Origin of the sequence: Loktanella sp. F6476L (assembly GCF_023015725.1) — a bacterium.
GTDB lineage: Bacteria > Pseudomonadota > Alphaproteobacteria > Rhodobacterales > Rhodobacteraceae > Yoonia.
In genome coordinates this window covers 651,197-671,295 of the sequence record NZ_JALKAR010000001.1, presented here as the reverse complement: position 1 = coordinate 671,295, position 20,099 = coordinate 651,197, and the positions used below count along the sequence as shown (strand labels likewise).

Sequence of the window (20,099 nt, the reverse complement as noted above, 5' to 3'; positions counted from 1 at the left end):
TTATTCTTTGACACCACCCAGCAGGATACCTTTTTCAAAGTACTTCTGGATGAATGGATAGATAATCAGGACCGGTATGATGGAGCAGACGATGATCGCTGCTGATACCGTTTCGACCGAATAGCTGGCGTCAACCAAAGTGGCGGTGAATTCCTGATCGTCGGATAGCGTCACGATGGTGTGGCGCAGGAATACCTGTAGCGGGATTTTCTGATCGTCCTGCAAAAGAACCATGGCCCAGAAAAAGCCGTTCCAGCGGGATACGATGCAGAACAAGGCGACAGTCGCAATCGCAGGTTTTGCCAGCGGCATGTAAACCTTACGCAGCACCTGAAAGTCGTTCGCCCCGTCCATTCGAGCGGCTTCTTCAAACGAACTCGGCACGCCTTCAAAGAAGTTTCGCAGCAAGATCAGGTTAAAGCCGTTCACAGCAAAACCGATGATGATCCCGAAATAGCTGTCCAGCAGGCCCAAATCACGCATGTTCAAGAAGAACGGGATCAGACCAGCGTTAAACCACATCGTAAATGCGACGAGCAGGTTCCAGAACCGCCGACCATAAAGCTGGGGCCGTGACAGGGCGTAGGCGCCCGGGATCAAGAACATCAGCGACATGATCGTCCCACCGATGGTGTAGATGAACGTGTTCTTGTAGCTGATCCAAAACATCGGCTCTGCGAGGATGTACTTGTATGCCTCGATTGTCGCCTCAACCGGTGTCAGGACAACGTTGCCTGCTCGTGCCTCAAATCCGGAACTGAACGACAAAGATGCAATGTAGATAAACGGATACAGCGTCGAGATGGTGAAGATCGCCAGCAACACCATGTTCACGATCACAAAGATCCGGTCATTGCGGGAATATAGGTTCATATTAGCCATGTGCCCGGCCCCCTACCAAAGTGATGTGCGCGAATAGCGCTTAGAGATGGTGTTGGCAGTCATCACCAATGCGAAGGCGATCACGGCATTGAACAGACCCGCAGCGGCGGCAAAGTCATACTGACCGCCCTGTAGGCCCTGACGGTAGATGTATGTGTTCACAACATCCGCAGTTTCGTAGGTCGCAGGCTGATAGAGCAGGATGATCATCTCGAAGCTAACCTCGAGCATGTTCCCGATCCGGATAATCAACATGATGATGATCGTCGGCATGATGGATGGAATGGTGATCTTCCACATCATCTGCCAGCGGCTTGCACCATCCACCACAGCACTTTCGTACAGCGTAGGCGACACACCCGAGATCGCAGCGATAAAGACGATCGATTGGAAACCAGCCTCTTGCCAGATCGTCGTCCCGATAAAGATCGGTCGGAACCATTCGGGTTTGGTCAGGAAGTAAATCGGGTCGATATCAAACCAACTAAGTATCGTATTCACGATACCTGCCGATGGCGAAAACGCCGTAATCACGATACCCGCGATAATCACAGATGAGATGAAGTGCGGCAGGTAAACGATTGTTTGTGAGGTCTTTTTGAAGGTCTGATTAAGAACTTCGTTAAACATCAACGCCAAGAAGATCGGCACAGGAAAGCCGATTAGAAGGCTCATCATCGAAATGTAGATGGTGTTCTTCAAAGCGCGCAAGAACTGCTCACTACTGAACAACGTCTCGAAATGCTCGAAACCGATCCATGGGCTTGCTGCGACACCGCGGAAAATCGAATAGTCTTTAAATGCGATCTGAAGACCGTACATCGGCTTGTACAAGAACAGCAAAAGCCAGATCACGGTCGGCGCAAGCATCAGATAAATCTGCCATTCACGCTTGAGGTGATCAATCACACGCTCGCTGACCGGTCGGCGGGTCAGGACCGCAGGTTGGACGGGGGTATGTGTGTCGGCGTCACTCATGCGACACGCAACTGACCGGACAAGGCCACCCCTGTTTCAGCGTCGAATACCTTGATCAACTCTGGATCCGCCGTGAACGCGTTGACAGATTCCAGCTCCGCCATCTTCCCTAAGGTTTCGGTGCGGATCACGAACGGCTCGCCGCCGACAGTTGTGTGCAGCAAGGCTTCCGAGCCAAGCGTTTCAACCAGTTCCAGATCACAGGAAATGCTGCCTTCAGACGGACCGGCCTGCGGCGTCGCATATTCAGGACGAATGCCCACGATGACCTTACGACCCACCGCATTTTGCAATCCAGGTAAAGGTGGCAACGTAAACTGCTGGCCGCCAAATTCCGCGATCGGTGCTGTATCCCCGCCAGAAATCGTCGCCTTCAACTGGTTCATTGGCGGTGCGCCAAGGAAACCGGCCACAAAGGCGTTCGCAGGGTTTAGGAACAGCTCCATCGGTGTCCCGACTTGTTCAATCCGGCCATCATTCATGACCACAATACGGTCAGCCAAGGTCATCGCCTCGACCTGATCGTGGGTCACGTAAATACTGGTGACACCCAAACGCTTGTGAAGGCGTTTAATCTCTGCGCGCATCTGCGTACGCAACTTGGCGTCGAGGTTGGACAAAGGTTCATCAAACAAAAAGACCTTCGGATTACGTACAATCGCACGACCCATCGCAACCCGCTGGCGTTGACCACCTGACAAGTCAGCCGGACGCCGTTCGAGATAGTCTTTCAGCCCCAAAATACCCGCGACTTCATCAATCGAAGACGCAATGGATTCCTTGCTTTCCTTACGGATGCGCAGGCCAAACGCGATATTCTCAGCGACATTCAGATGTGGATACAAAGCATAGTTCTGGAAAACCATCGCCACATCGCGGTCCTTTGGGGCGATCCGGTTCACGAGCTTGCCGTCAATCGTCAACTCACCACCGGAAATTTCCTCGAGACCTGCGATCATGCGCAACGTCGTTGATTTGCCGCAGCCCGATGGCCCCACCAAAACGACGAATTCTTTTTCCTGAACCTCAAGATCAATGCCGTGTACGACCTGTAAGGCCCCATAGGCTTTGACAATGCTCTCTAACTTTACGCCAGACATGGACCCCCCCTAGCGCCGCAGCGCGATCCTATAAAATTCCTCCCGGAGCGATATAGATTCGCCCTCGGTGTATCTGGTATACTAGTTCCAGAACTAGAATACTAGTATTGATTTATGGACGAGAATGCGTCTAGATAAAAGTATCTGGGAGGATAACCATGATTGATCGGACGATGACGACGCCATTAGAAACTGACCCCTGCCAGCCTTACGGTGCAGGCGTTCGAAAGGGTCCACCGTCTGACGTAGGTAAGGTGCCCCGACACACAGGCGACCGATAAAGACCGCGCCACGCTGATAACAATTCTGTCGAACTGGTCATTTCCGTCACGGCAGATTATGTACCCGCAACTTCGGAGACCTTGCACATGACAAACATAGCCCCCAACAGGGACCGCCGTACAAGCGTCGACGTCGTTTTCGATCATTTGTACGATGAAATTTCGTCGCTAAACCTTTTGCCTGGCGACAAAATATCGGAAGCAGAGATTGCCGCACGGTTCGGTGTTTCGCGACAGCCTGTACGCGACGCCTTTAGTCGGCTCGAGAATCTTGACCTGCTTCTGATCCGCCCGCAGCGCGCAACAGAGGTGAAACGCTTTTCATCCCGCGAAATCACAAAATCCAGATTTGTCCGTGCAGCCATTGAATCCGAAGTCCTGCGCCGTGCAGCCGCTGAATGCGATGCGATGGGGGCCGCGCGTCTGGACGCCAATCTGCTGATGCAGAAGGTAGCAACCGATGCGCGCGACTATGAACAATTCGGCAAATTGGACTACGAATTCCACCAAACACTGTGTGAGATCGCCAAAGTCGACTTCGCGTTTGAGATCATCAAACAGGAAAAAGCCAGTGTTGACCGACTGTGTATGCTGAGCCTGTCAAAGGAAGATCGCATGGCCCTGCTGTTGGAAGATCACCAAACGATCAGGGATTGCATCAGTACCCACGACGCTGAAGGCGCGGTGGCCGCAGGCATGCTGCATCTGTCCCGTCTCGATGCAACAATCGAAGCGATTTCCGAGGCGAACGCCGACTATTTCGACAATTGATCACGCATCCAAAACTTGTGCGGTTTTCCAGTTGCCTCTGAATATCCGCAAGTGAAACATCGGGAATTTGACGATTTCGTCCAGCAGGACCAAGGCAAATACCCACCCGACCGACAGATCAAGGTAGACAACAAACAATAACGTCAGTGGCACTTTGAAAAGCCATTGACCGATGTTGAAGATGTTCATCACCCGCACCGTGTCACCCGCCGCACGCAATGTTTGGCCGCAGATCGCGTTTGATCCTTTCGGGAATGGCAAGATCAGCAAGACTGGCAGAAACATCATCAGCGCACGCGTCGTTTCCGCCTGAAGGTCGCTGTATATCCAGTCTACGTTCAGGATCACGATGAGATACAACAGCGATACAAAGCCAGCCGAAACAAACGCGCCCCGCCATGCTCTGCGCAAAAACACATCAAGCCGTTCGGGCGCCAGTTTGCGCCCCAAAAGTTGCGCCATGATGATGCCCGTCGCCTGCGCCCACGCCATGCCAAAAGTCCCGGCGGTGTGCACCCACGGCAAAATCAGCGTCATTGCCGCAAATTCGATGACTGTCATTTTCGCGTAGATCAGCGCACAAACCTGCGTAGCGACAGACATGCTGACGAACGTTCCAGCGATGGGCAACGCGAAGACCCAGTGCCTGCGCAACGCAATCCAGAAACTGTCACGCGACCAGCCCTTTGCCGCAAAGACATCCCAGTCGTCCGTAACCCCGCGGATAACCATGTAAGCGACGCGTGTAAATGAGGATGCAGCACTGCCGACAGCCGCCCCAGCGACACCCATTTCGGGAAATCCGTAAAGGCCATGTATCAGAACATAGCTCAGCCCAATATTCATCGGAACGGCGATCAGATAGCTATAAAACGGGACTTTGGTTTTACCGCAGCCGTTGAAATGACCAGCAAGGCATTGGCCCACGGCTTCGAAAAGCACGACGAACAGGAAGATGCGCAAATAGCGCACGGCCTCCACGGCAATGTCGGGCGTGTGTGCGAAACGGGCGATAAGGTCATCCCCGAACAAGATCACCAAAGACAGGCCAATCAAGCTCATCCCGATGTTGATGAACAAACCGCAGTAGAAACTTGTTTTCAGCGAAACGGGTCCAGCGGCCCCGAATGCTTGCGCAATCCTGATCTGCGTCGCGTTCGAAAACGCAAAGATCACACCCATCAAAAGGCCTGCAATCGCGCTCGCAAGCCCCATCGCAGCCAGCGCTTCTTCCCCCAGCGGCGACACGAGAAACGCGTCGATCACGACAATACCGTGCAGCATCAACGCCTTCAGCCCTAGCGGCCATGCCATTGCAAACGCGTCGCGGTAAGTCGGAATGTGATCTGCAGACGATGAGGCGGACAAACGCATTGGCTTTCGCATAGAAAGAAACCGCGATGGCGCGGCGAAGTGAATTACTAGTATGCCAGATGTAGCAAGCCCACGCGCCAGTCACCAGTGCGACAGATCAACTTTATGATTTTTCCGGCTGGGTCAGCCAGGATAATTGCGCCTTTTGATTGGTCTGCGCGATTTGGGCAAAGGTTTGGCCTAATTGCGCCTCTGCCTTCAGGACAACCTCGGCGGCGGCACGTGCGTCTTCACCTGCATCGTGATGCTGAAACGATAGACCCAAGGCTGTTTTCAAATGCCCCAAACCATGCCCGCCATTTCCTTTAAATTCCGGCCATGCGTTGCGCGCAATCTTGACGCTATCGCTCCAGCTGAGGTCAGGTGGCGGCAGCCGGTAGACACGGCAAGCCGCTGCAATGGCGGATTTGTCAAAATTGCTATGCTGAACGAGATGATAGGGATACAGAAATGGATGCAAATCCACCCAGACTTCAGGAAAAGTCGGCGCGTCTTTTACCGTATCAGGCCCAATCCCGTGTAAGTCGATGTTAAAGCTTTCGAAACGCTGCTCTGGGTTCACGTAAGTTGTCCACGTCGCAATACTGCCCTGCCCGTCCACACAGGCGATCCCGATTTGGCAAATGCTCGCGCTATCGCGACAGGCGGTTTCAACATCGAGGGCAACAAACCGAAAAGGACCATCAGGCAAGGGCGCAATCAGATTTCCCATTGATGTTGCCTCTCCTAATTGGACTTTCACAATACCATCACGTCGATGCGCAATTGAAGGGGCAGCCACATCAAAGCAGCCAGAAAAGCCGCCTAATCGTTCACAATTTCACAGTTTTCATATCGCACACTTTATGAACAATCTCGCGCAATTTTTATGCACGCCGATCGGCGGTGCCCAAGACGAAGGCACTTGACCACCCTTAGCTTGCCCCTGTGCCAAAACAGGTCGATGAACATCAAGCGACAGGAGAACCCGCCCCGATGAACCAATGCGTGCCGATGCCAAAGCCGCCTGCGCTACAACGTGCGCGGGGCACGCTTGCCATTCGGGTGGCAAAGGATGCGAACAGCCCGACACGTTTGGCTGATCTGCGCGAGCAAGGGTCTTTTCGCGTCATTTTCCCGCGCGTGCCTCATGATAGCGTCGAGGCCGTCATCTTGAACACAGCGGGCGGCATTGCGGGCGGCGATCACTACACCATTGATGCCACCGCCGGGAACGGCACCACTCTTGCGCTGACGACCCAAGCCGCTGAACGTATTTACAAAGCCGCAGACCAGACCGTTGGCCAATTGCACACAACGCTCGCTGTCGGAAAAGGGGCGCGTCTGCACTGGTTGCCGCAAGAAACGATCCTGTTTGACGGATCACGATTAAAGCGCCGCCTTGACGTGACGCTTGCGCCTGACGCGACATTCTTGATGGTCGAACCTCTGGTCTTCGGCCGCGAAGCCTCTGGTGAAACGGTCACAAGTGGATTGTTCAACGACCGCGTACGGATCACACGCGATGATATGCCGATCTACTTGGATGGCGTGTCCCTGTCTGGCGATATGTCCGCGACGTTGGCACAATCTGCCGTGGCAAATGGTGCCCACGCAATGGCGAACATCGTGTTTTGCCACCCCGCTGCTGAAACTCACCTTGATCCGATCCGCGAAACGCTATCCGACACGGCTGGCGCCAGCATGCTGAATGACGCAACTTTGGTTGTTCGCATACTAGCTGCTGACAGCTTTGCCTTACGCCAACGGCTTTTACCGATCATGACCCGATTAACCGACGACGCCGTCCCCAAGAACTGGAGGCTTTAGCCGATGAAACTGACCCCTCGTGAAAAAGACAAACTGCTGATCGCGATGGCCGCGGAAGTGGCCCGCAAGCGCCTTTCGCGTGGCGTAAAACTGAACTACCCCGAAGCGATTGCGCTGATCACAGATGCGGTGGTTGAAGGTGCACGCGATGGTCGGTCGGTAGCCGATATGATGCAGGCCGGCGCGCACGTAATCACCCGCGATCAATGCATGGAAGGTATTCCTGAAATGATCCACGACGTGCAGGTCGAAGCCACCTTCCCCGATGGGACCAAATTGGTCACCGTCCACAACCCGATCCGCTAGGAGAACAGCCATGATCCCCGGAGAAATGTTTCCTGCAGAAGGCACGCTGACCCTGAACGCAGGCGCGGACGAAGCGACGATGATGGTCGCCAATACAGGCGACCGGCCTATTCAGGTGGGCAGCCACTACCATTTCGCCGAGGCCAATGGGGCCTTAGACTTTGATCGCGACACCGCACGCGGCATGCGTCTGAACATTGCTGCCGGCACCGCAGTCCGGTTTGAACCGGGCCAGCGCCGCGAAGTCGATCTGGTCGCTATTTCAGGTGCGCGGCGGGTTTTTGGGTTCAACGGTAAAGTTATGGGTGCACTTTGATCCTCGAACTTAGCCACTGGGGCAGAGAATTTTTGCGAAGGGATAAAGCGCTAATAGCAGCCTATCATCGTTACCAAAGAAGCTCAAACCCCGTAGATGTAGACGAAGCAATATATGAACTAGAGCACCATCTTCTTTGGGTAGCGTTCTTCGCACGTCGTTTATTTGAGGAAGGCCGTCAGGCGGCGGAGCGAGATACAACCTTTACCCCCGTCCGCCCCCCAATCGAGGAAATTGTCCAACTATCCAATAGTGTGCTAAATTTAGACGGCAGCATCGGCGCCAATTTCAAACACAATCAAACATTTTCGATATCAGTGTTCGATCTCTGCAGTCAGTTCATTCACAATGCAATGATGAATTGGGAATGGGCAACGAAGAAGAATGAGCCTGGCCTTTTCCTAAGTTCGGATACCCATGCAAAGAATAAGATTTACTTCGTCCGTATTTCCGTACTCTCCAAAATCGCATTCGACATTGCCAATCTATCTCAAAATGACGAGGAGTCTTAAATATGCCATCACATATTTCACGCGCCGACTACGCCGCTATGTTTGGCCCGACAACGGGCGACCGTCTACGCCTTGCGGATACGGATCTAATTATCGAAGTCGAACGCGATTTGACTGCGGAACGCGCGGGCGCCGCGACCTCTGGTGGGACCGGTAGCAATGCCGCCCTTTACGGCGAAGAGGTCAAATTCGGCGGCGGTAAAGTCATCCGCGACGGCATGGGTCAGTCCCAGGTCACGCGCGCCGATGGGGCCGTTGATACGGTGATCACCAATGCGCTGATCGTGGACCACTCCGGTATCTACAAGGCGGACGTTGGTCTGCGTGATGGTCGCATCTACAAGATCGGCAAAGCAGGTAACCCCGACACCCAGCCGGGCGTCGATATTATCGTGGGTCCAGGAACCGAGGCGATTGCAGGCGAAGGCCGCATCTTGACCGCTGGTGGTTTTGATAGCCACATCCATTACATCTGCCCGCAACAGATCGAAGACGCGCTGCATTCCGGTCTGACAACAATGCTTGGCGGCGGCACTGGTCCCGCGCATGGCACATTGGCGACCACCTGCACCCCTGGCCCATGGCATATCGGACGGATGATGCAGGCGGCAGATGCGTTTCCGATGAACCTCGCCTTCGCGGGTAAGGGCAACGCGAGCCAACCTGCCGCGCTTGAGGAAATGGTGAATGCAGGCGCATGTGCTCTGAAACTGCACGAAGATTGGGGCACCACCCCTGCCGCCATCGACTGTTGCCTGACCGTGGCCGACGACATGGACGTACAGGTGATGATCCACACCGATACGCTCAATGAATCAGGCTTTGTGGAAGACACTGTTGCGGCTTTGAAAGGCCGTACGATCCACGCGTTCCACACAGAGGGCGCAGGCGGCGGTCACGCCCCCGACATCATCAAAATCTGTGGCGACGCCAATGTCCTGCCAGCATCAACCAACCCGACACGGCCCTACACCGTAAACACGTTGGAAGAACATCTGGACATGCTGATGGTGTGCCACCACCTTGATAAATCGATCCCGGAAGACGTGGCCTTCGCCGAAAGCCGTATTCGCAAAGAAACCATTGCCGCCGAAGACATCCTGCACGATATGGGGGCGTTTTCGATCATCGCATCGGATTCCCAAGCCATGGGCCGCGTTGGAGAAGTCATCATTCGCACATGGCAAACCGCTGATAAGATGAAGAAACAACGCGGCGCGTTGCCAGAAGAGGAAGGCGATAACGACAATTACCGCGTCCGCCGCTACATCGCGAAATACACGATCAACCCAGCCATTGCCCACGGCCTGTCCCGCGAAATCGGCAGTATCGCTGAAGGAAAACGCGCCGATCTGGTGATGTGGGACCCTGCGTTCTTTGGGGTCAAGCCAGAGATGGTTTTGATGGGTGGTTCCATCGTGTCTGCACAGATGGGCGATCCGAACGCGTCGATCCCAACGCCGCAGCCGGTCTATTCACGGCACATGTTCGGGGCTTATGGGCGGTCGGTCGAAAATTCGGCTGTTGTTTTCGTGTCCGAGGCGGCGCAAGCAAACGACATCGGCAACAAGCTCGGCCTTTCTAAGCAGACGGTCGCGGTGCAAAACACGCGCGGCATCGGAAAAAAGGACCTGATCCTGAACGACGCCCTGCCCGTGGTAGAAGTAAACCCAGAAACCTACGAAGTTCGCGCCGACGGCGAACTGCTGACCTGCGAACCTGCGGCAAAACTACCCATGGCACAAAGGTATTTCTTGTTCTGATGGCTGATTATACCTGCAACGACGTCAGCGCGACTGGCGATTGGACCGATAGCATTGATCAATGCGTGTTGACCTACGACGACCGTTTTCTGCGGCGCAAAGTCATCAAGACACAGACCGGCGCATCTGTCCTGATTGATCTGGCCCAAACGACATCGCTAAACCACGGCGATGGCTTGCGTGTTCAAGACGGGAAATACATCGCGATCGAGGCCGCCGCAGAACCGCTGCTTGCGATCACGGGCGAAAATCTGGTGCAGCTCGCGTGGCACGTCGGCAATCGCCACACCCCCTGCCAAATTGAACCAAACCGCCTGCTGATTCAGCGCGACAAAGTGATCGGGCACATGCTTGAACATCTCGGGGCGGTTGTGACTCAAGTCGTCGAACCCTTCACCCCCGAAGGCGGCGCCTACGGACATGGCCGCACACATAGCCACGAACACGGGCATACGGCGCATGACCACTGACGTCCTGACGTTGTCGCAACTGCTGTCGCCATCCTTTCCAGTTGGGGCGTTTGCCTATTCAAACGGGCTTGAAACGGCCATTGAAACAGGCACGATTACATCAACTTCTGATTTGAATAATTGGCTGACGGCACTGTTAACCTTTGGCGGCGCGCGAGCCGATGCTGTGTTACTTTTCACGGCTTATCACGCAGACGCGTCACACGTGAGTACGGTCGACGCGAGCGCCCGCGCTTTTGCAGCATCAAAAGAACGGTTGATGGAAACCGACCTGCAAGGGGCCGCGTTTTGCGACACAGTGCGTGACGTGTTTGACGTGCCGCTGTCTGGGCTGACATATCCGGTTGCCGTCGGGCGGACAGCCAAGGCGTTGAAGCTTGATTTGGAACTGACCACCGCGATGTTTCTGCAAGCATTTGTGGGCAATTTGACCGCTGCCGCAATGCGACTTGTTCCGTTAGGCCAGACGGACGGGCAACGTGTGCAAACACAACTGAAACCGCTTTGCCTATCTGTCGCCCAAGACGTACAAACCGCAACGTTAGACGATTTGCACGCCACTACGTTCATGTCCGATATTACCGCAATGCTACACGAAACCCAATATTCACGTGTTTTTCGTACATAGAAGGAATTCACACATGTCTCGAAACGGACCTTTACGGATCGGCATCGGCGGCCCGGTTGGCGCTGGCAAAACGACCCTTACGGCAACACTTGCCAAGCTGCTTCACCCGCAGTTGTCGATCGGTGTCATCACGAACGATATCTATACGCAGGAAGACGCGGAAGCCCTGATGCGAATGCAAATCCTGCCCCAAGATCGTGTGATTGGTGTTGAAACGGGTGGCTGCCCGCATACCGCGATCCGCGAAGATGCGTCGATCAATCTGGCGGCAGTCGCGGAAATGCGCAAACGTCATGACGACGTTGAAATCGTCCTCATTGAAAGCGGTGGGGACAACCTATCCGCGACTTTCAGCCCAGAATTGGCTGACGTGACGGTCTACGTTATTGATGTCGCCGCTGGTGAAGAAATTCCGCGCAAAGGCGGACCCGCGATCACCAAATCCGACATTTTAGTCATCAACAAAACCGATTTGGCGCCGCACGTCGGTGCATCGCTCGATGTGATGGAACGGGACGCCACACGCATGCGTGCGGGCAAGCCGTTCGTCTTTACATCGCTCCGCAAGAATGAAGGTGGGACCGCCGTCGCAGACCTTCTGGCCCAGATTGGCGGGTTTTCGTATTAAACGAGAACCTGCTGATACAGCTCTTCGCGGGTCAGCGCATCTTTGCGTTTGTTGAAGATCACTTCACCACGTTGCAGCACAAGAAATTCCGCTCCGAGATCGTGTGCAAAATCGAAGAATTGCTCGACCAGAATGATCGCCATATCGCCTTCTTCGCACAGGATCTTAATGACGTTACCGATCTGCTGGATGATGTTCGGCTGGATCCCTTCGGTCGGTTCGTCCAACAACAAAACGCGTGGTTTCGAGATCAAAGCACGCGCAATCGCAAGTTGTTGCTGCTGACCACCGGACAGATCGCCGCCGCGCCTGTCGATCATATCTTTCAGCACTGGAAATAATTCAAAGATACGGTCCGGCACTTGGTGTTCACTGCTTGGCAAGCACGCAAATCCGGTCTGCAAATTCTCGCCAACGGTCATCATCGGAAAGACCTCGCGCCCCTGTGGGACATAGGCGATACCGGCGCGTGCCGCGTCATAAGCGCTAGGATGATCCAACGTTTGACCGTCCAAGGTGATCGTCCCGTCCGCGTAGGGATGCCGCCCAGCAATAGCACGTAAAAGGCTCGTTTTACCGACGCCATTGGTGCCCATCACAGTGGTCACTTCGCCAACTTTTGCGGTCAGATCAATGCCATTCAGAATTTGGCTTTGTCCGTATTTCAGGGTCAGGCCTTTGATTTCTAACATTCTTAGCGTCCCAAATAGACGTCGATCACGTCTTGGTTTTGTGTCACGTGGTCCAACGACCCTTCAGCAAGCACCGATCCCTGGTGCAGCACCGTGACCTTGCAGTTCAGGCGGCGCACGAATTCCATATCGTGCTCGACGACAACGACTGCCCGCGTTTTCGCAGCCCGCACCAACAGATCCGTTGTATGTTCACGTTCGGCTGGTGTCATGCCCGCGGCGGGTTCGTCAACGAGCAGCAGGCGTGGGTCTTGCGCAAGCAGCATCCCGATTTCGAGCCATTGCTTTTGCCCATGACTTAAGTCGCCTGACGTTCGGTCCAGCGCGTCGGACAATCCGATCTCGTCACTGATTTCCAGCACACGTTCAGCGCGTGAATCTTCACCGCGCTTGAACAGAACTTCAAACGGTCCACGCGGATTTTTCAGAGCCATCGTAATGTTCTGCCGCACTGTTTGGTCTTCGAAAACTGTTGGCTTTTGGAACTTACGCCCAATACCTTCACCCGCGATTTCGCTTTCATTCATCCCGACCAACGACACAGACTTTTCGCCCCACAGGACGTGTCCTTCGTCGGGCTTGGTCTTTCCCGTCACGATGTCCATGAACGTCGTTTTACCCGCGCCATTTGGCCCAATCACCGCACGCAGTTCTGGTTCCGCAATCTGGATCGACAAGTTGTTGATCGCCTTGAACCCGTCAAAACTGACGCTGACACCGGATACCTCAAGAAGCGTATTCATTGCGCTTCTCCTTTCTTTGACGGCAGCAGATCAAACAATCCGCCGATGCCTTTGGGGAAGAACAATGTGACAGCGACGAAAGTCACACCCAGCAGGACAAGCCACCAGTCGGTCCACTTAATCTCGTAAAAACCAAGGTTAATGTCCGGCGCGCTGCCCCCCGTGAACCACGATGACATCAGCGACACGACAGCCGCCCCGATGACCGCACCATACAGACGGCCCCTGCCCCCGATCGCGACCCAAACCGCCAAATAGATCGACGCAATCGGCGCAATTTCGGCGGGGTTAATGATGCCAGCCTGCGGGTAGTACAGCGCCCCCGCAATGCCCGCGACCATCGCCGTGACAGTAAAGACGAACAGTTTGTAGCTTTCGACGTGATAGCCCAAGAACCGCACGCGGGATTCATTGTCGCGGATCGCGTGGATGACCGATCCGATCTTGCCTGATGTGATCCACGCAAAGAAAACATATCCCAAAGCCAGCGCCAGCGCAGATGCCCAAAAGAACCACAGCGATAGCGTCGCCTGTGATACCTCGGTCAAGCCCGGAATGTTCTGCAGGCCGGATAGCCCGTTATTGCCGCGCAGACCCGTGTCATTCTGGAAGAAATACAGCGACAGTGCCAATGTCATCGCCTGCGTCAGGATCGACAGATAAACGCCCGTCACGCGACTGCGGAAGGCGAGCCAGCCAAAGACCAGCGCCAGCAAACCGGGCACAAGCACAACCGCCAGCAATTGCAGCGTCAACGAATGCGAGAATGCCCAGATCGCTGGGAATTCGGAACTACCTACGACGCCAAAGATTTGCGTGCCGACGGCTTCGGTGATTTCGTCCGGCGTTGGTGGGATCACGCCTGTCTCCAACGACGTCACGACGATGTCACGCGTCCGTTCGTACATGAGCCACATGCCGATTGCGTAACCACCAATGCCGAAAAACGCGAAATGCCCGAGGCTTAGGATGCCGCAGTAGCCCCAAACCACATCCATCGCGATGGCGACAAGACACAGGCACAGCGTTTTACCCAGCGTTTTCAGGAACGATGTTGAGACGATAGACGCCCCAAAAGCTTCGGACATGACGGTCACGCCAAGTGTGAAAAGTGCAAGCGCCAGAAGGAACCAAAGGACAGATGGGTTGCGTGCGATAAATGACTTTTCCATGATCAATCTCCTGCCGCCCGACCTTTGAGGGCGACGATACCCTTCGGCCTAAATTGAATGAACAGGATCACAAACAGGATCATGTAGGTTTGCGCGGCCAGCGTGTTGGACGGGTTGAACCATTCAATGCCTTTTTGACCAAAGCCGATCATCGCGGCACCGGCCAGCGTGCCCCAGACGTTACCGACACCGCCTACAACGACGGTCATGAAGCTTTGCACGATATAGTCTGATCCCATCTCAGACGTCACCTTGGCATAAAGCCCGATGGCGACACCTGCGATACCCGCGACGCCTGATCCCAAGCCAAAGGTCAGCATGTTGATCTTGGCGGGATTGATCCCCATCGACGCTGCCATGCCCGGATTTTGCGTCACGGCACGAACCTCAAGGCCCAATCGCGTGCGTTTCAGGATATACAGGATCAGCCCGAGGAAGATCAGCGCGAGTACGAAGATCGCGATACGGATGTAACTGATCTGGATCACGTCATTAACGACCCATGCACCAGCAAGCCAGTCGGGCGACGTCAGCGGACGCGCTTGTGTACCGAAGATGTTTTTAGCAAGCTGTTGCAGCGCCACAGAGATACCGAAAGTCGCCAGCAGTGTTTCCAACGGGCGGTCATAAAGCCAGCGGATCACCAGCCGTTCCATCGCCACGCCTGCTGCGAAGGTCACGGCAAATGCCACCGGAAGCGCCACAATGATCGACACCGTGTAATTCGGGATAATCAACTGCACGACGTAACCTGTATAGGCTCCCATCATGATGAATTCACCGTGGGCCATGTTGATGACCCCCATGACGCCAAAGGTGATTGCAAGGCCAATGGCGGCCAGAAAGAAGATCGAGGCCAACGACAGCGCGTCCAACGTCAGGTCGGCCACTTGAGCAGTGCCAACGCGGGTTTCTACAGACGCTAACGCTGCCTGCGCAGCATCGGTAATCGCAGCGTCATCTTCGTCGTAGGCTTCGTAAAACACATGTGAATTCAGCGCGACATCGCGGGTCAAATCTGTGATCAATGTCGGGGCAAGGCCCGCCGTCGATAAAGCGGCATAAGCTCTTTCACGCAACACGGGGTCCGACAATTGCGCTAGTGGGACACCGCCCACGCGGCCGTCGGTGATGTTCGCTTCCAGCGTTTGACGAATTTCTGTGGGCGTTTGCTTGGCTGGTGCCAACCCTGCTTCGACCAAAATGGCATACGACTCTTCGGGTGCATCAAACGGATCTATGATCCTCGCAATATTGACGTCGGGTGCCTCAGCAGCAACCCCCGTCTTGCTGCTTAAAATTTGGTTCAGGACTGCGCGCGCTTCGACTGTTGTGTCCTTCGACAGGCTTTCAATCGCGGCGATGCGCACATCAGTATCTTCAGCGAAACGGGCCTGCATGAAGTTGGCGACTTGGACTTTGCGTGCTTTTAAAACCGCGTCCGTTTCACCTTCTATCGACGCAAGTAACGGGGCCAATTGGCTGGCATCAGGTCTGCGGGCGATGGAAGCGACGGCTGCAGTCCGGCGGTCGAGATCAGGATCGCTGAGTTGGAACTGGACAAGCGCTGTCCCGATCAAGCGACGCACGCCACCGTTTGGTTTGATCTGGCTGTAATCATCGGCGGGCGCGGTGCCGGTTTCATCGGTACCGACGGACGCCCAAGTCAGAACATCATCGTCTTCAGTACCGAAGTAGAACAGACCATCAGGGCCCTGCCAAACTTCCTTTTCAGCCCATTTTTCAAGGAACACTGTGACCTGCGGCAATCCGCTAACAGCCAAATCATCTAATACGACACTCACCGAATTACGGGACGGTTTGGCGACTTCTTCGGCGTGGGTTTGGAGGATGGATTGAAGGTCTTGCGCGGTAGCGACGCTAGCAAAAGAGACGAACATCAAGACTGCGGTCAGAAAACTGCGCATGATCAACTTTCGAAAATTCAGGGGGGGGTATTGCGAAAAATGCAGGCGGGATGTCCCCGCCTGCATTGGTCAACTTAGTAGTTGGATGTCAGCTGAACACAGGTCTCTGTTTCTGTGTTGTACATGCCGCATTCCAGATCTTTCCAATCGGATTTCAGAACAGCGGATGCTGGCAAGAAATCTGTCCATGCGTCACCTGGGACTTCAGCAGTCTGGCTGACGATGTCGAACTGGCCGTCTGCTTGGATTTCACCAATCAGAACTGGCTTGGCGAGGTGGTGGTTTGGCAACATCACTGCTGTACCGCCAGTCAGGTTCGGGAATTCTTGACCGTACATGGCTGTGCGAACCGCATCAACGTCAGTTGTTTCAGCTGCTTCAACCGCGTTCACCCACATGTTGAAACCGATGTAGTGGGCTTCCATTGGATCGTTTGTCACACGCTCTTCACCAGCAAATGCTTTCCATGCCGCGATGAATTCTTCGTTTGCGTCGCCTTCTGCGGACTGGAAGTAGTTCCAAGCAGCGAGGTGACCAACAAGGTTAGATGTGTCCAAGCCGGACAGCTCTTCTTCACCCACAGAGAATGCAACGACTGGGATATCGTCTGCAGAGATACCAGCAGCGGCCAGTTCTTTGTAGAAGCCGATGTTCGCGTCGCCGTTGATGGTTGAGATCACGCCAACCTGCTTACCGTCTTCGCCAAGCGCAACAACATCAGCAACGATCGTGGCCCAGTCAGACTGACCAAATGGAGTGTAGTTTACGAAGATGTCCTCGGCAGCGATGCCTTTGTCCATCAGGTAAGATTCAAGGATGTTGTTCGTTGTACGCGGGTACACATAGTCAGTGCCCAAAAGTGCGAATTTCTCAACACCAAGCTCTTCGAGGAAATAGTCAGTCGCTGGGATGGCCTGCTGGTTTGGCGCTGCACCTGTGTAGAATACGTTTTTGGAAGACTCTTCGCCTTCGTACTGAACTGGGTAGAACAGCAGGCCGTTCAGTTCTTCGATGACAGGAAGAACAGATTTACGGGAAACAGATGTCCAGTTGCCGAAGATCACGTCAACTTCGTTTACTGTCAGCAACTCACGTGCTTTTTCAGCAAACAGTGGCCAATCGGATGCAGGATCAACAACAACCGCTTCCAGTTCACAGCCCAACAGACCGCCTGCAGCGTTTTGCTGGTCGATCAGCATCAACATCGCGTCTTTCAATGTTGTCTCGGAAATCGCCATGGAGCCGGACAAAGAGTGCAGAACGCCAACCTTGATGGGATCTGCACATTCAGCAGCAGCTGCACCAGCAAGGCCCAGCACGGAAATGGATGTGAGCAGAGTATTTCGAATAGTCAAAGGATAAACCCCCAAGTTGTTTCGCTACGCTCGAGCCTTCCATCGCTAGGCAATGGTGGATCAGAGTGATAGTCAGGGACCGCAGCTCTTTTGTTGCAGCCATGCGAAGGTCGTTATCTGCCAGGATGCACCTTCGCGTGGCACTGAATGCCCTTTCGGACATCGAGACCTTCACCATTGGTTCAGCGAAAATGAAGATGATCCTGCGTGAACGGGTGACAATACGCGGTAGTTTGCTGAAAATTTCACCAACGTTAAACTTATCGGCTAAAAAATGTGCACAAATCCATCATGCAGATAAAGCGCCTGCGCCTAAAATTACCGCAGTTTCGAATGCGATCGCACTGCTTCGCAGCATTTAATGTTTCCGCATCGCAGGCGATTTCACTGCTCCACCTCCCTCATTGCGACCTTCGGATCATGGGACGGTAAAGGAACCTTGGCTTCAGGCATCAAATCCACAAAATGGCTGCCTCTTAAGCTAGTCAGCTATCCCTTCGCGCGGGAAACTATCTATTCGCCGTGTTTAAAATCGCCGCGCATCTGCGATGTTAAGGACATGAGCCAATAAGTAGTTTCGGAGAATTCGCCCCAAAGCGATCACATCAATAAGGACCTAGAATCGACGCAGACACATAGGTTTCTAGGGACCTGTTTGATAGTATCTCCAACGTTACCCCGCCAGAAGCAGCGGGGACCGGAAGAAATGAACAACAACTCACACGCAGACGTCATAACCAAGGGACGGGGGATCGACGTTTGATAGGAACAAGAGTGGGGACGACACCCTCTTGATCCACGAGGAAGGGCACGATTGACGCAGGTACCGGCGTGGATCGTGCCCTTACCTATTTTGAGCACATTGTTTTCTTAAGCGTCGATGCTGTCGGCCCGCGCGACCACTTGCGCGGCCCTGTCAGGGCTAGATCCGAAACTAGCGTCGTCGTTGCATGGCAAACACCGCTCTATAGCGACTGGCCTATGCGCCACGATTTGCGCCAACGCTGAAACAGCAATCAACAGCGCTTCGCGTAGTGACGGCACAAGCCCGATCGGCCCCTGAACGCGGTGCGCGTCGGTGGCGGTCACACCCATCGCAATAAGGCGTTCGATACGCGCCTCATGTGTTCGTCTACTGCCAAGGCTACCAATGAAGCACGCCGATGACGTTAACGCGGCCTGCAATAGCGCAGGTTCCCAGTCGTGGTCGTGGAACAGCGTTAGAAAGGCCGCGTATGGGTCCAGCCAGACAGTCCGCACCTCAGCCTGTGTCGATTTCAAATGAACCCCGCCTGCGCCAGTGATTGTCGCCAAGGCATCCAGATCCTCTTCGTCAGGAGACATAAGCCGGACCTGAAAACCGGAAGCCACACCAAGTTCAGCCATCACGCGGAAAACTGCGCCGCGTCCGGCCAGCACCAATCGAAACTGCGGTGCATACCGGAACGACAGCGTCGGTGCCCCATCGACCGGCAAGGTAAACCGCAAAACTGTCGGGCGACGGTTTTCAAGATCGCAATGCGCAGCACTAAGCGCGGCAATGTCTGGCGTCGGATCAATCAAGACATCCAAAGCACCACCGCACGGCAGGGACAAGTCCGCGAACTGCGACCCATTCCCATACCGGACAAGTTTCTTTTCGGACGTACGCAGCGCCTCTATCGCCTGAAACTGGATATCCTTGTCGATACAGCCGTTCGACAAATAACCAACCATTGCGCCCGTCTCGTCGACAAGTGCTAATGATCCTTCGTCGCGTGCCGCCCCACCTTCGATCCCCACCGATGTGATTAGGGCAAACGCCCTGCCCTGTGCCGTTAAGCGTGCGGCATGGGCGATCACATCGCTGGGGTGTTCGATATATGAAATGGCGTTAGGCAACGGGTTCTTGATCCATCACATCAGCAAAAGATTTAAAGAACTTTGCGGCCAGTTTCTTGGCAGTGCTTTGGATCAGGCGGCTCCCCAATTGGGCAAGCTTACCGCCGATTTCAGCCTTTGCTTCGTAGCGTAGAATTGTGGTGTCACCATCCGCCGTCAGCGTCACATCCGCGCCGCCCTTTGCGTGGCCAGCAGCACCGCCGTTACCTTTGCCCGTCAATGAAAACGCGTCAGGCGCGCCAGTTGTGTCTAGCACAACATCGCCGCTGAACTTTGCCTTCACGGGGCCGATCTTCAGCACAACTTTGGCTTCGAGTTCATTGTCGGAATGCTTGATCAGCTCTTCGCAGCCTGGAATGCATTGCTGCAAAATTTCCGGGTCATTCAGCGCGGCATATACGCGGTCTTTGGGGGCATTGATGACGATCTCATCGGCGAGTTCCATGTCTTTATCCTATTCTAGCAACAAGGGAATTTGATTTGAGCAAGCTGTTCGACCTGCTCTGGTGT

General features: G+C 54.4%; 22 protein-coding genes. 10 read left to right on the top strand and 12 right to left on the bottom strand.

Annotation, left to right across the window (positions count from 1 at the left end; all coding sequences use genetic code 11):
- From MWU61_RS03400 to ugpC, 3 genes are read right to left on the bottom strand one after another with little or no spacing between them, the layout of a single operon-like run.
- Complete coding sequence (locus MWU61_RS03400) at nucleotides 1-882, bottom strand: carbohydrate ABC transporter permease (protein WP_247126840.1); 882 nt, start codon at nucleotides 880-882, stop codon at nucleotides 1-3.
- A 12-nt stretch (nucleotides 883-894) separates the two neighbouring features.
- Entirely contained in the window at nucleotides 895-1,860 is a 966-nt protein-coding gene (locus MWU61_RS03395) for an ABC transporter permease subunit (protein WP_247126839.1), read from the bottom strand.
- Nucleotides 1,857-2,960, bottom strand: a complete 1,104-nt coding sequence (gene ugpC / locus MWU61_RS03390; RefSeq protein WP_247126838.1) for a sn-glycerol-3-phosphate ABC transporter ATP-binding protein UgpC — start codon at nucleotides 2,958-2,960, stop codon at nucleotides 1,857-1,859. Before ugpC ends, MWU61_RS03395 begins: the two co-directional genes overlap by 4 nt.
- A gap of 368 nt (nucleotides 2,961-3,328) precedes the next feature.
- Between ugpC and MWU61_RS03385 the strand changes: the two genes are divergently transcribed.
- On the top strand, nucleotides 3,329-4,012 hold the full coding sequence (locus MWU61_RS03385; protein WP_247126837.1) for a GntR family transcriptional regulator: 684 nt from the start codon (nucleotides 3,329-3,331) through the stop codon (nucleotides 4,010-4,012).
- Here the strand turns inward: MWU61_RS03385 and MWU61_RS03380 are convergent, their stop codons facing one another.
- Together MWU61_RS03380 and MWU61_RS03375 are read right to left on the bottom strand one after the other, a co-directional pair.
- Entirely contained in the window at nucleotides 4,013-5,386 is a 1,374-nt protein-coding gene (locus tag MWU61_RS03380) for an MATE family efflux transporter (RefSeq protein ID WP_247126836.1), read from the bottom strand.
- Between the two features lie 103 nt (nucleotides 5,387-5,489).
- Nucleotides 5,490-6,098 carry a 3'-5' exonuclease gene (locus tag MWU61_RS03375; RefSeq protein WP_247126834.1) on the bottom strand — a complete coding sequence of 203 codons (609 nt, stop codon included), beginning with the start codon at nucleotides 6,096-6,098 and terminating at the stop codon, nucleotides 5,490-5,492.
- A 215-nt stretch (nucleotides 6,099-6,313) separates the two neighbouring features.
- Between MWU61_RS03375 and MWU61_RS03370 the strand changes: the two genes are divergently transcribed.
- From MWU61_RS03370 to ureG, 8 genes are read left to right on the top strand one after another with little or no spacing between them, the layout of a single operon-like run.
- A complete protein-coding gene (locus MWU61_RS03370) occupies nucleotides 6,314-7,195 on the top strand; it encodes an urease accessory protein UreD (RefSeq protein ID WP_247126832.1) in 882 nt (293 codons plus the stop codon).
- Between the two features lie 3 nt (nucleotides 7,196-7,198).
- Nucleotides 7,199-7,501 (top strand): urease subunit gamma, encoded by a 303-nt coding sequence (locus tag MWU61_RS03365; protein ID WP_247126830.1) that lies wholly within the window; start codon nucleotides 7,199-7,201, stop codon nucleotides 7,499-7,501.
- A 10-nt stretch (nucleotides 7,502-7,511) separates the two neighbouring features.
- The gene (locus MWU61_RS03360) at nucleotides 7,512-7,817 is read left to right on the top strand and encodes an urease subunit beta (RefSeq protein WP_247126828.1); all 306 of its coding nucleotides are present in this window, start codon (nucleotides 7,512-7,514) and stop codon (nucleotides 7,815-7,817) included.
- Entirely contained in the window at nucleotides 7,814-8,329 is a 516-nt protein-coding gene (locus tag MWU61_RS03355) for a hypothetical protein (RefSeq protein ID WP_247126827.1), read from the top strand. The genes MWU61_RS03360 and MWU61_RS03355 overlap by 4 nt, the downstream gene beginning before the upstream one ends.
- A 2-nt stretch (nucleotides 8,330-8,331) precedes the next feature.
- Nucleotides 8,332-10,092, top strand: coding sequence for an urease subunit alpha (gene ureC / locus MWU61_RS03350; RefSeq protein WP_247126825.1), 1,761 nt, complete (start codon nucleotides 8,332-8,334; stop codon nucleotides 10,090-10,092).
- Nucleotides 10,092-10,562, top strand: coding sequence for an urease accessory protein UreE (locus MWU61_RS03345; RefSeq protein WP_247126823.1), 471 nt, complete (start codon nucleotides 10,092-10,094; stop codon nucleotides 10,560-10,562). The genes ureC and MWU61_RS03345 overlap by 1 nt, the downstream gene beginning before the upstream one ends.
- The gene (locus tag MWU61_RS03340; protein WP_247126821.1) at nucleotides 10,552-11,190 is read left to right on the top strand and encodes an urease accessory UreF family protein; all 639 of its coding nucleotides are present in this window, start codon (nucleotides 10,552-10,554) and stop codon (nucleotides 11,188-11,190) included. The genes MWU61_RS03345 and MWU61_RS03340 overlap by 11 nt, the downstream gene beginning before the upstream one ends.
- Nucleotides 11,191-11,203: 13 nt before the next feature.
- The gene (gene ureG / locus MWU61_RS03335; protein ID WP_247126819.1) at nucleotides 11,204-11,818 is read left to right on the top strand and encodes an urease accessory protein UreG; all 615 of its coding nucleotides are present in this window, start codon (nucleotides 11,204-11,206) and stop codon (nucleotides 11,816-11,818) included.
- Here the strand turns inward: ureG and urtE are convergent.
- The 5 genes from urtE to urtA all read right to left on the bottom strand — a co-directional run bounded on the left by urtE (nucleotide 11,815) and on the right by urtA (nucleotide 17,678).
- Nucleotides 11,815-12,510 (bottom strand): urea ABC transporter ATP-binding subunit UrtE, encoded by a 696-nt coding sequence (gene urtE / locus MWU61_RS03330; protein WP_247126817.1) that lies wholly within the window; start codon nucleotides 12,508-12,510, stop codon nucleotides 11,815-11,817. The genes ureG and urtE overlap by 4 nt on opposite strands.
- A 2-nt stretch (nucleotides 12,511-12,512) precedes the next feature.
- Nucleotides 12,513-13,253: an urea ABC transporter ATP-binding protein UrtD gene (urtD, locus tag MWU61_RS03325; protein ID WP_247126815.1), complete on the bottom strand. Its 741-nt coding sequence runs from the start codon at nucleotides 13,251-13,253 to the stop codon at nucleotides 12,513-12,515.
- Complete coding sequence (gene urtC, locus MWU61_RS03320) at nucleotides 13,250-14,425, bottom strand: urea ABC transporter permease subunit UrtC (protein ID WP_247126813.1); 1,176 nt, start codon at nucleotides 14,423-14,425, stop codon at nucleotides 13,250-13,252. Before urtC ends, urtD begins: the two co-directional genes overlap by 4 nt.
- A gap of 2 nt (nucleotides 14,426-14,427) precedes the next feature.
- The gene (gene urtB / locus MWU61_RS03315; protein WP_247126811.1) at nucleotides 14,428-16,353 is read right to left on the bottom strand and encodes an urea ABC transporter permease subunit UrtB; all 1,926 of its coding nucleotides are present in this window, start codon (nucleotides 16,351-16,353) and stop codon (nucleotides 14,428-14,430) included.
- A 74-nt stretch (nucleotides 16,354-16,427) separates the two neighbouring features.
- A complete protein-coding gene (gene urtA / locus MWU61_RS03310; protein ID WP_247127208.1) occupies nucleotides 16,428-17,678 on the bottom strand; it encodes an urea ABC transporter substrate-binding protein in 1,251 nt (416 codons plus the stop codon).
- Nucleotides 17,679-17,845: 167 nt separating this feature from the next.
- On the opposite strand from urtA, the gene MWU61_RS03305 reads away from it, so the two are divergent.
- Entirely contained in the window at nucleotides 17,846-18,070 is a 225-nt protein-coding gene (locus tag MWU61_RS03305) for a hypothetical protein (RefSeq protein ID WP_247126810.1), read from the top strand.
- Between the two features lie 508 nt (nucleotides 18,071-18,578).
- Here MWU61_RS03305 and MWU61_RS03300 read toward each other — a convergent pair.
- Together MWU61_RS03300 and MWU61_RS03295 are read right to left on the bottom strand one after the other, a co-directional pair.
- Nucleotides 18,579-19,589, bottom strand: a complete 1,011-nt coding sequence (locus MWU61_RS03300) for an XdhC family protein (protein WP_247126808.1) — start codon at nucleotides 19,587-19,589, stop codon at nucleotides 18,579-18,581.
- Complete coding sequence (locus tag MWU61_RS03295; protein WP_247126806.1) at nucleotides 19,582-20,034, bottom strand: carbon monoxide dehydrogenase subunit G; 453 nt, start codon at nucleotides 20,032-20,034, stop codon at nucleotides 19,582-19,584. Before MWU61_RS03295 ends, MWU61_RS03300 begins: the two co-directional genes overlap by 8 nt.
- Nucleotides 20,035-20,099: the final 65 nt, after the last annotated feature.

Excerpts from the sequence above, each read along its gene's own strand:
- urtB (WP_247126811.1), bottom strand. The coding sequence starts at position 16,353 with ATGCGCAGTTTTCTGACCGCAGTCTTGATGTTCGTCTCTTTTGCTAGC.
- MWU61_RS03400 (WP_247126840.1), bottom strand. The coding sequence starts at position 882 with ATGGCTAATATGAACCTATATTCCCGCAATGACCGGATCTTTGTGATC.
- urtC (WP_247126813.1), bottom strand. The coding sequence starts at position 14,425 with ATGGAAAAGTCATTTATCGCACGCAACCCATCTGTCCTTTGGTTCCTT.
- MWU61_RS03375 (WP_247126834.1), bottom strand. The coding sequence starts at position 6,098 with ATGGGAAATCTGATTGCGCCCTTGCCTGATGGTCCTTTTCGGTTTGTT.
- MWU61_RS03395 (WP_247126839.1), bottom strand. The coding sequence starts at position 1,860 with ATGAGTGACGCCGACACACATACCCCCGTCCAACCTGCGGTCCTGACC.
- MWU61_RS03360 (WP_247126828.1), top strand. The coding sequence starts at position 7,512 with ATGATCCCCGGAGAAATGTTTCCTGCAGAAGGCACGCTGACCCTGAAC.
- ugpC (WP_247126838.1), bottom strand. The coding sequence starts at position 2,960 with ATGTCTGGCGTAAAGTTAGAGAGCATTGTCAAAGCCTATGGGGCCTTA.
- MWU61_RS03365 (WP_247126830.1), top strand. The coding sequence starts at position 7,199 with ATGAAACTGACCCCTCGTGAAAAAGACAAACTGCTGATCGCGATGGCC.
- MWU61_RS03345 (WP_247126823.1), top strand. The coding sequence starts at position 10,092 with ATGGCTGATTATACCTGCAACGACGTCAGCGCGACTGGCGATTGGACC.
- MWU61_RS03295 (WP_247126806.1), bottom strand. The coding sequence starts at position 20,034 with ATGGAACTCGCCGATGAGATCGTCATCAATGCCCCCAAAGACCGCGTA.
- MWU61_RS03340 (WP_247126821.1), top strand. The coding sequence starts at position 10,552 with ATGACCACTGACGTCCTGACGTTGTCGCAACTGCTGTCGCCATCCTTT.
- MWU61_RS03385 (WP_247126837.1), top strand. The coding sequence starts at position 3,329 with ATGACAAACATAGCCCCCAACAGGGACCGCCGTACAAGCGTCGACGTC.
- ureC (WP_247126825.1), top strand. The coding sequence starts at position 8,332 with ATGCCATCACATATTTCACGCGCCGACTACGCCGCTATGTTTGGCCCG.
- urtE (WP_247126817.1), bottom strand. The coding sequence starts at position 12,510 with ATGTTAGAAATCAAAGGCCTGACCCTGAAATACGGACAAAGCCAAATT.
- MWU61_RS03380 (WP_247126836.1), bottom strand. The coding sequence starts at position 5,386 with ATGCGTTTGTCCGCCTCATCGTCTGCAGATCACATTCCGACTTACCGC.
- urtD (WP_247126815.1), bottom strand. The coding sequence starts at position 13,253 with ATGAATACGCTTCTTGAGGTATCCGGTGTCAGCGTCAGTTTTGACGGG.
- ureG (WP_247126819.1), top strand. The coding sequence starts at position 11,204 with ATGTCTCGAAACGGACCTTTACGGATCGGCATCGGCGGCCCGGTTGGC.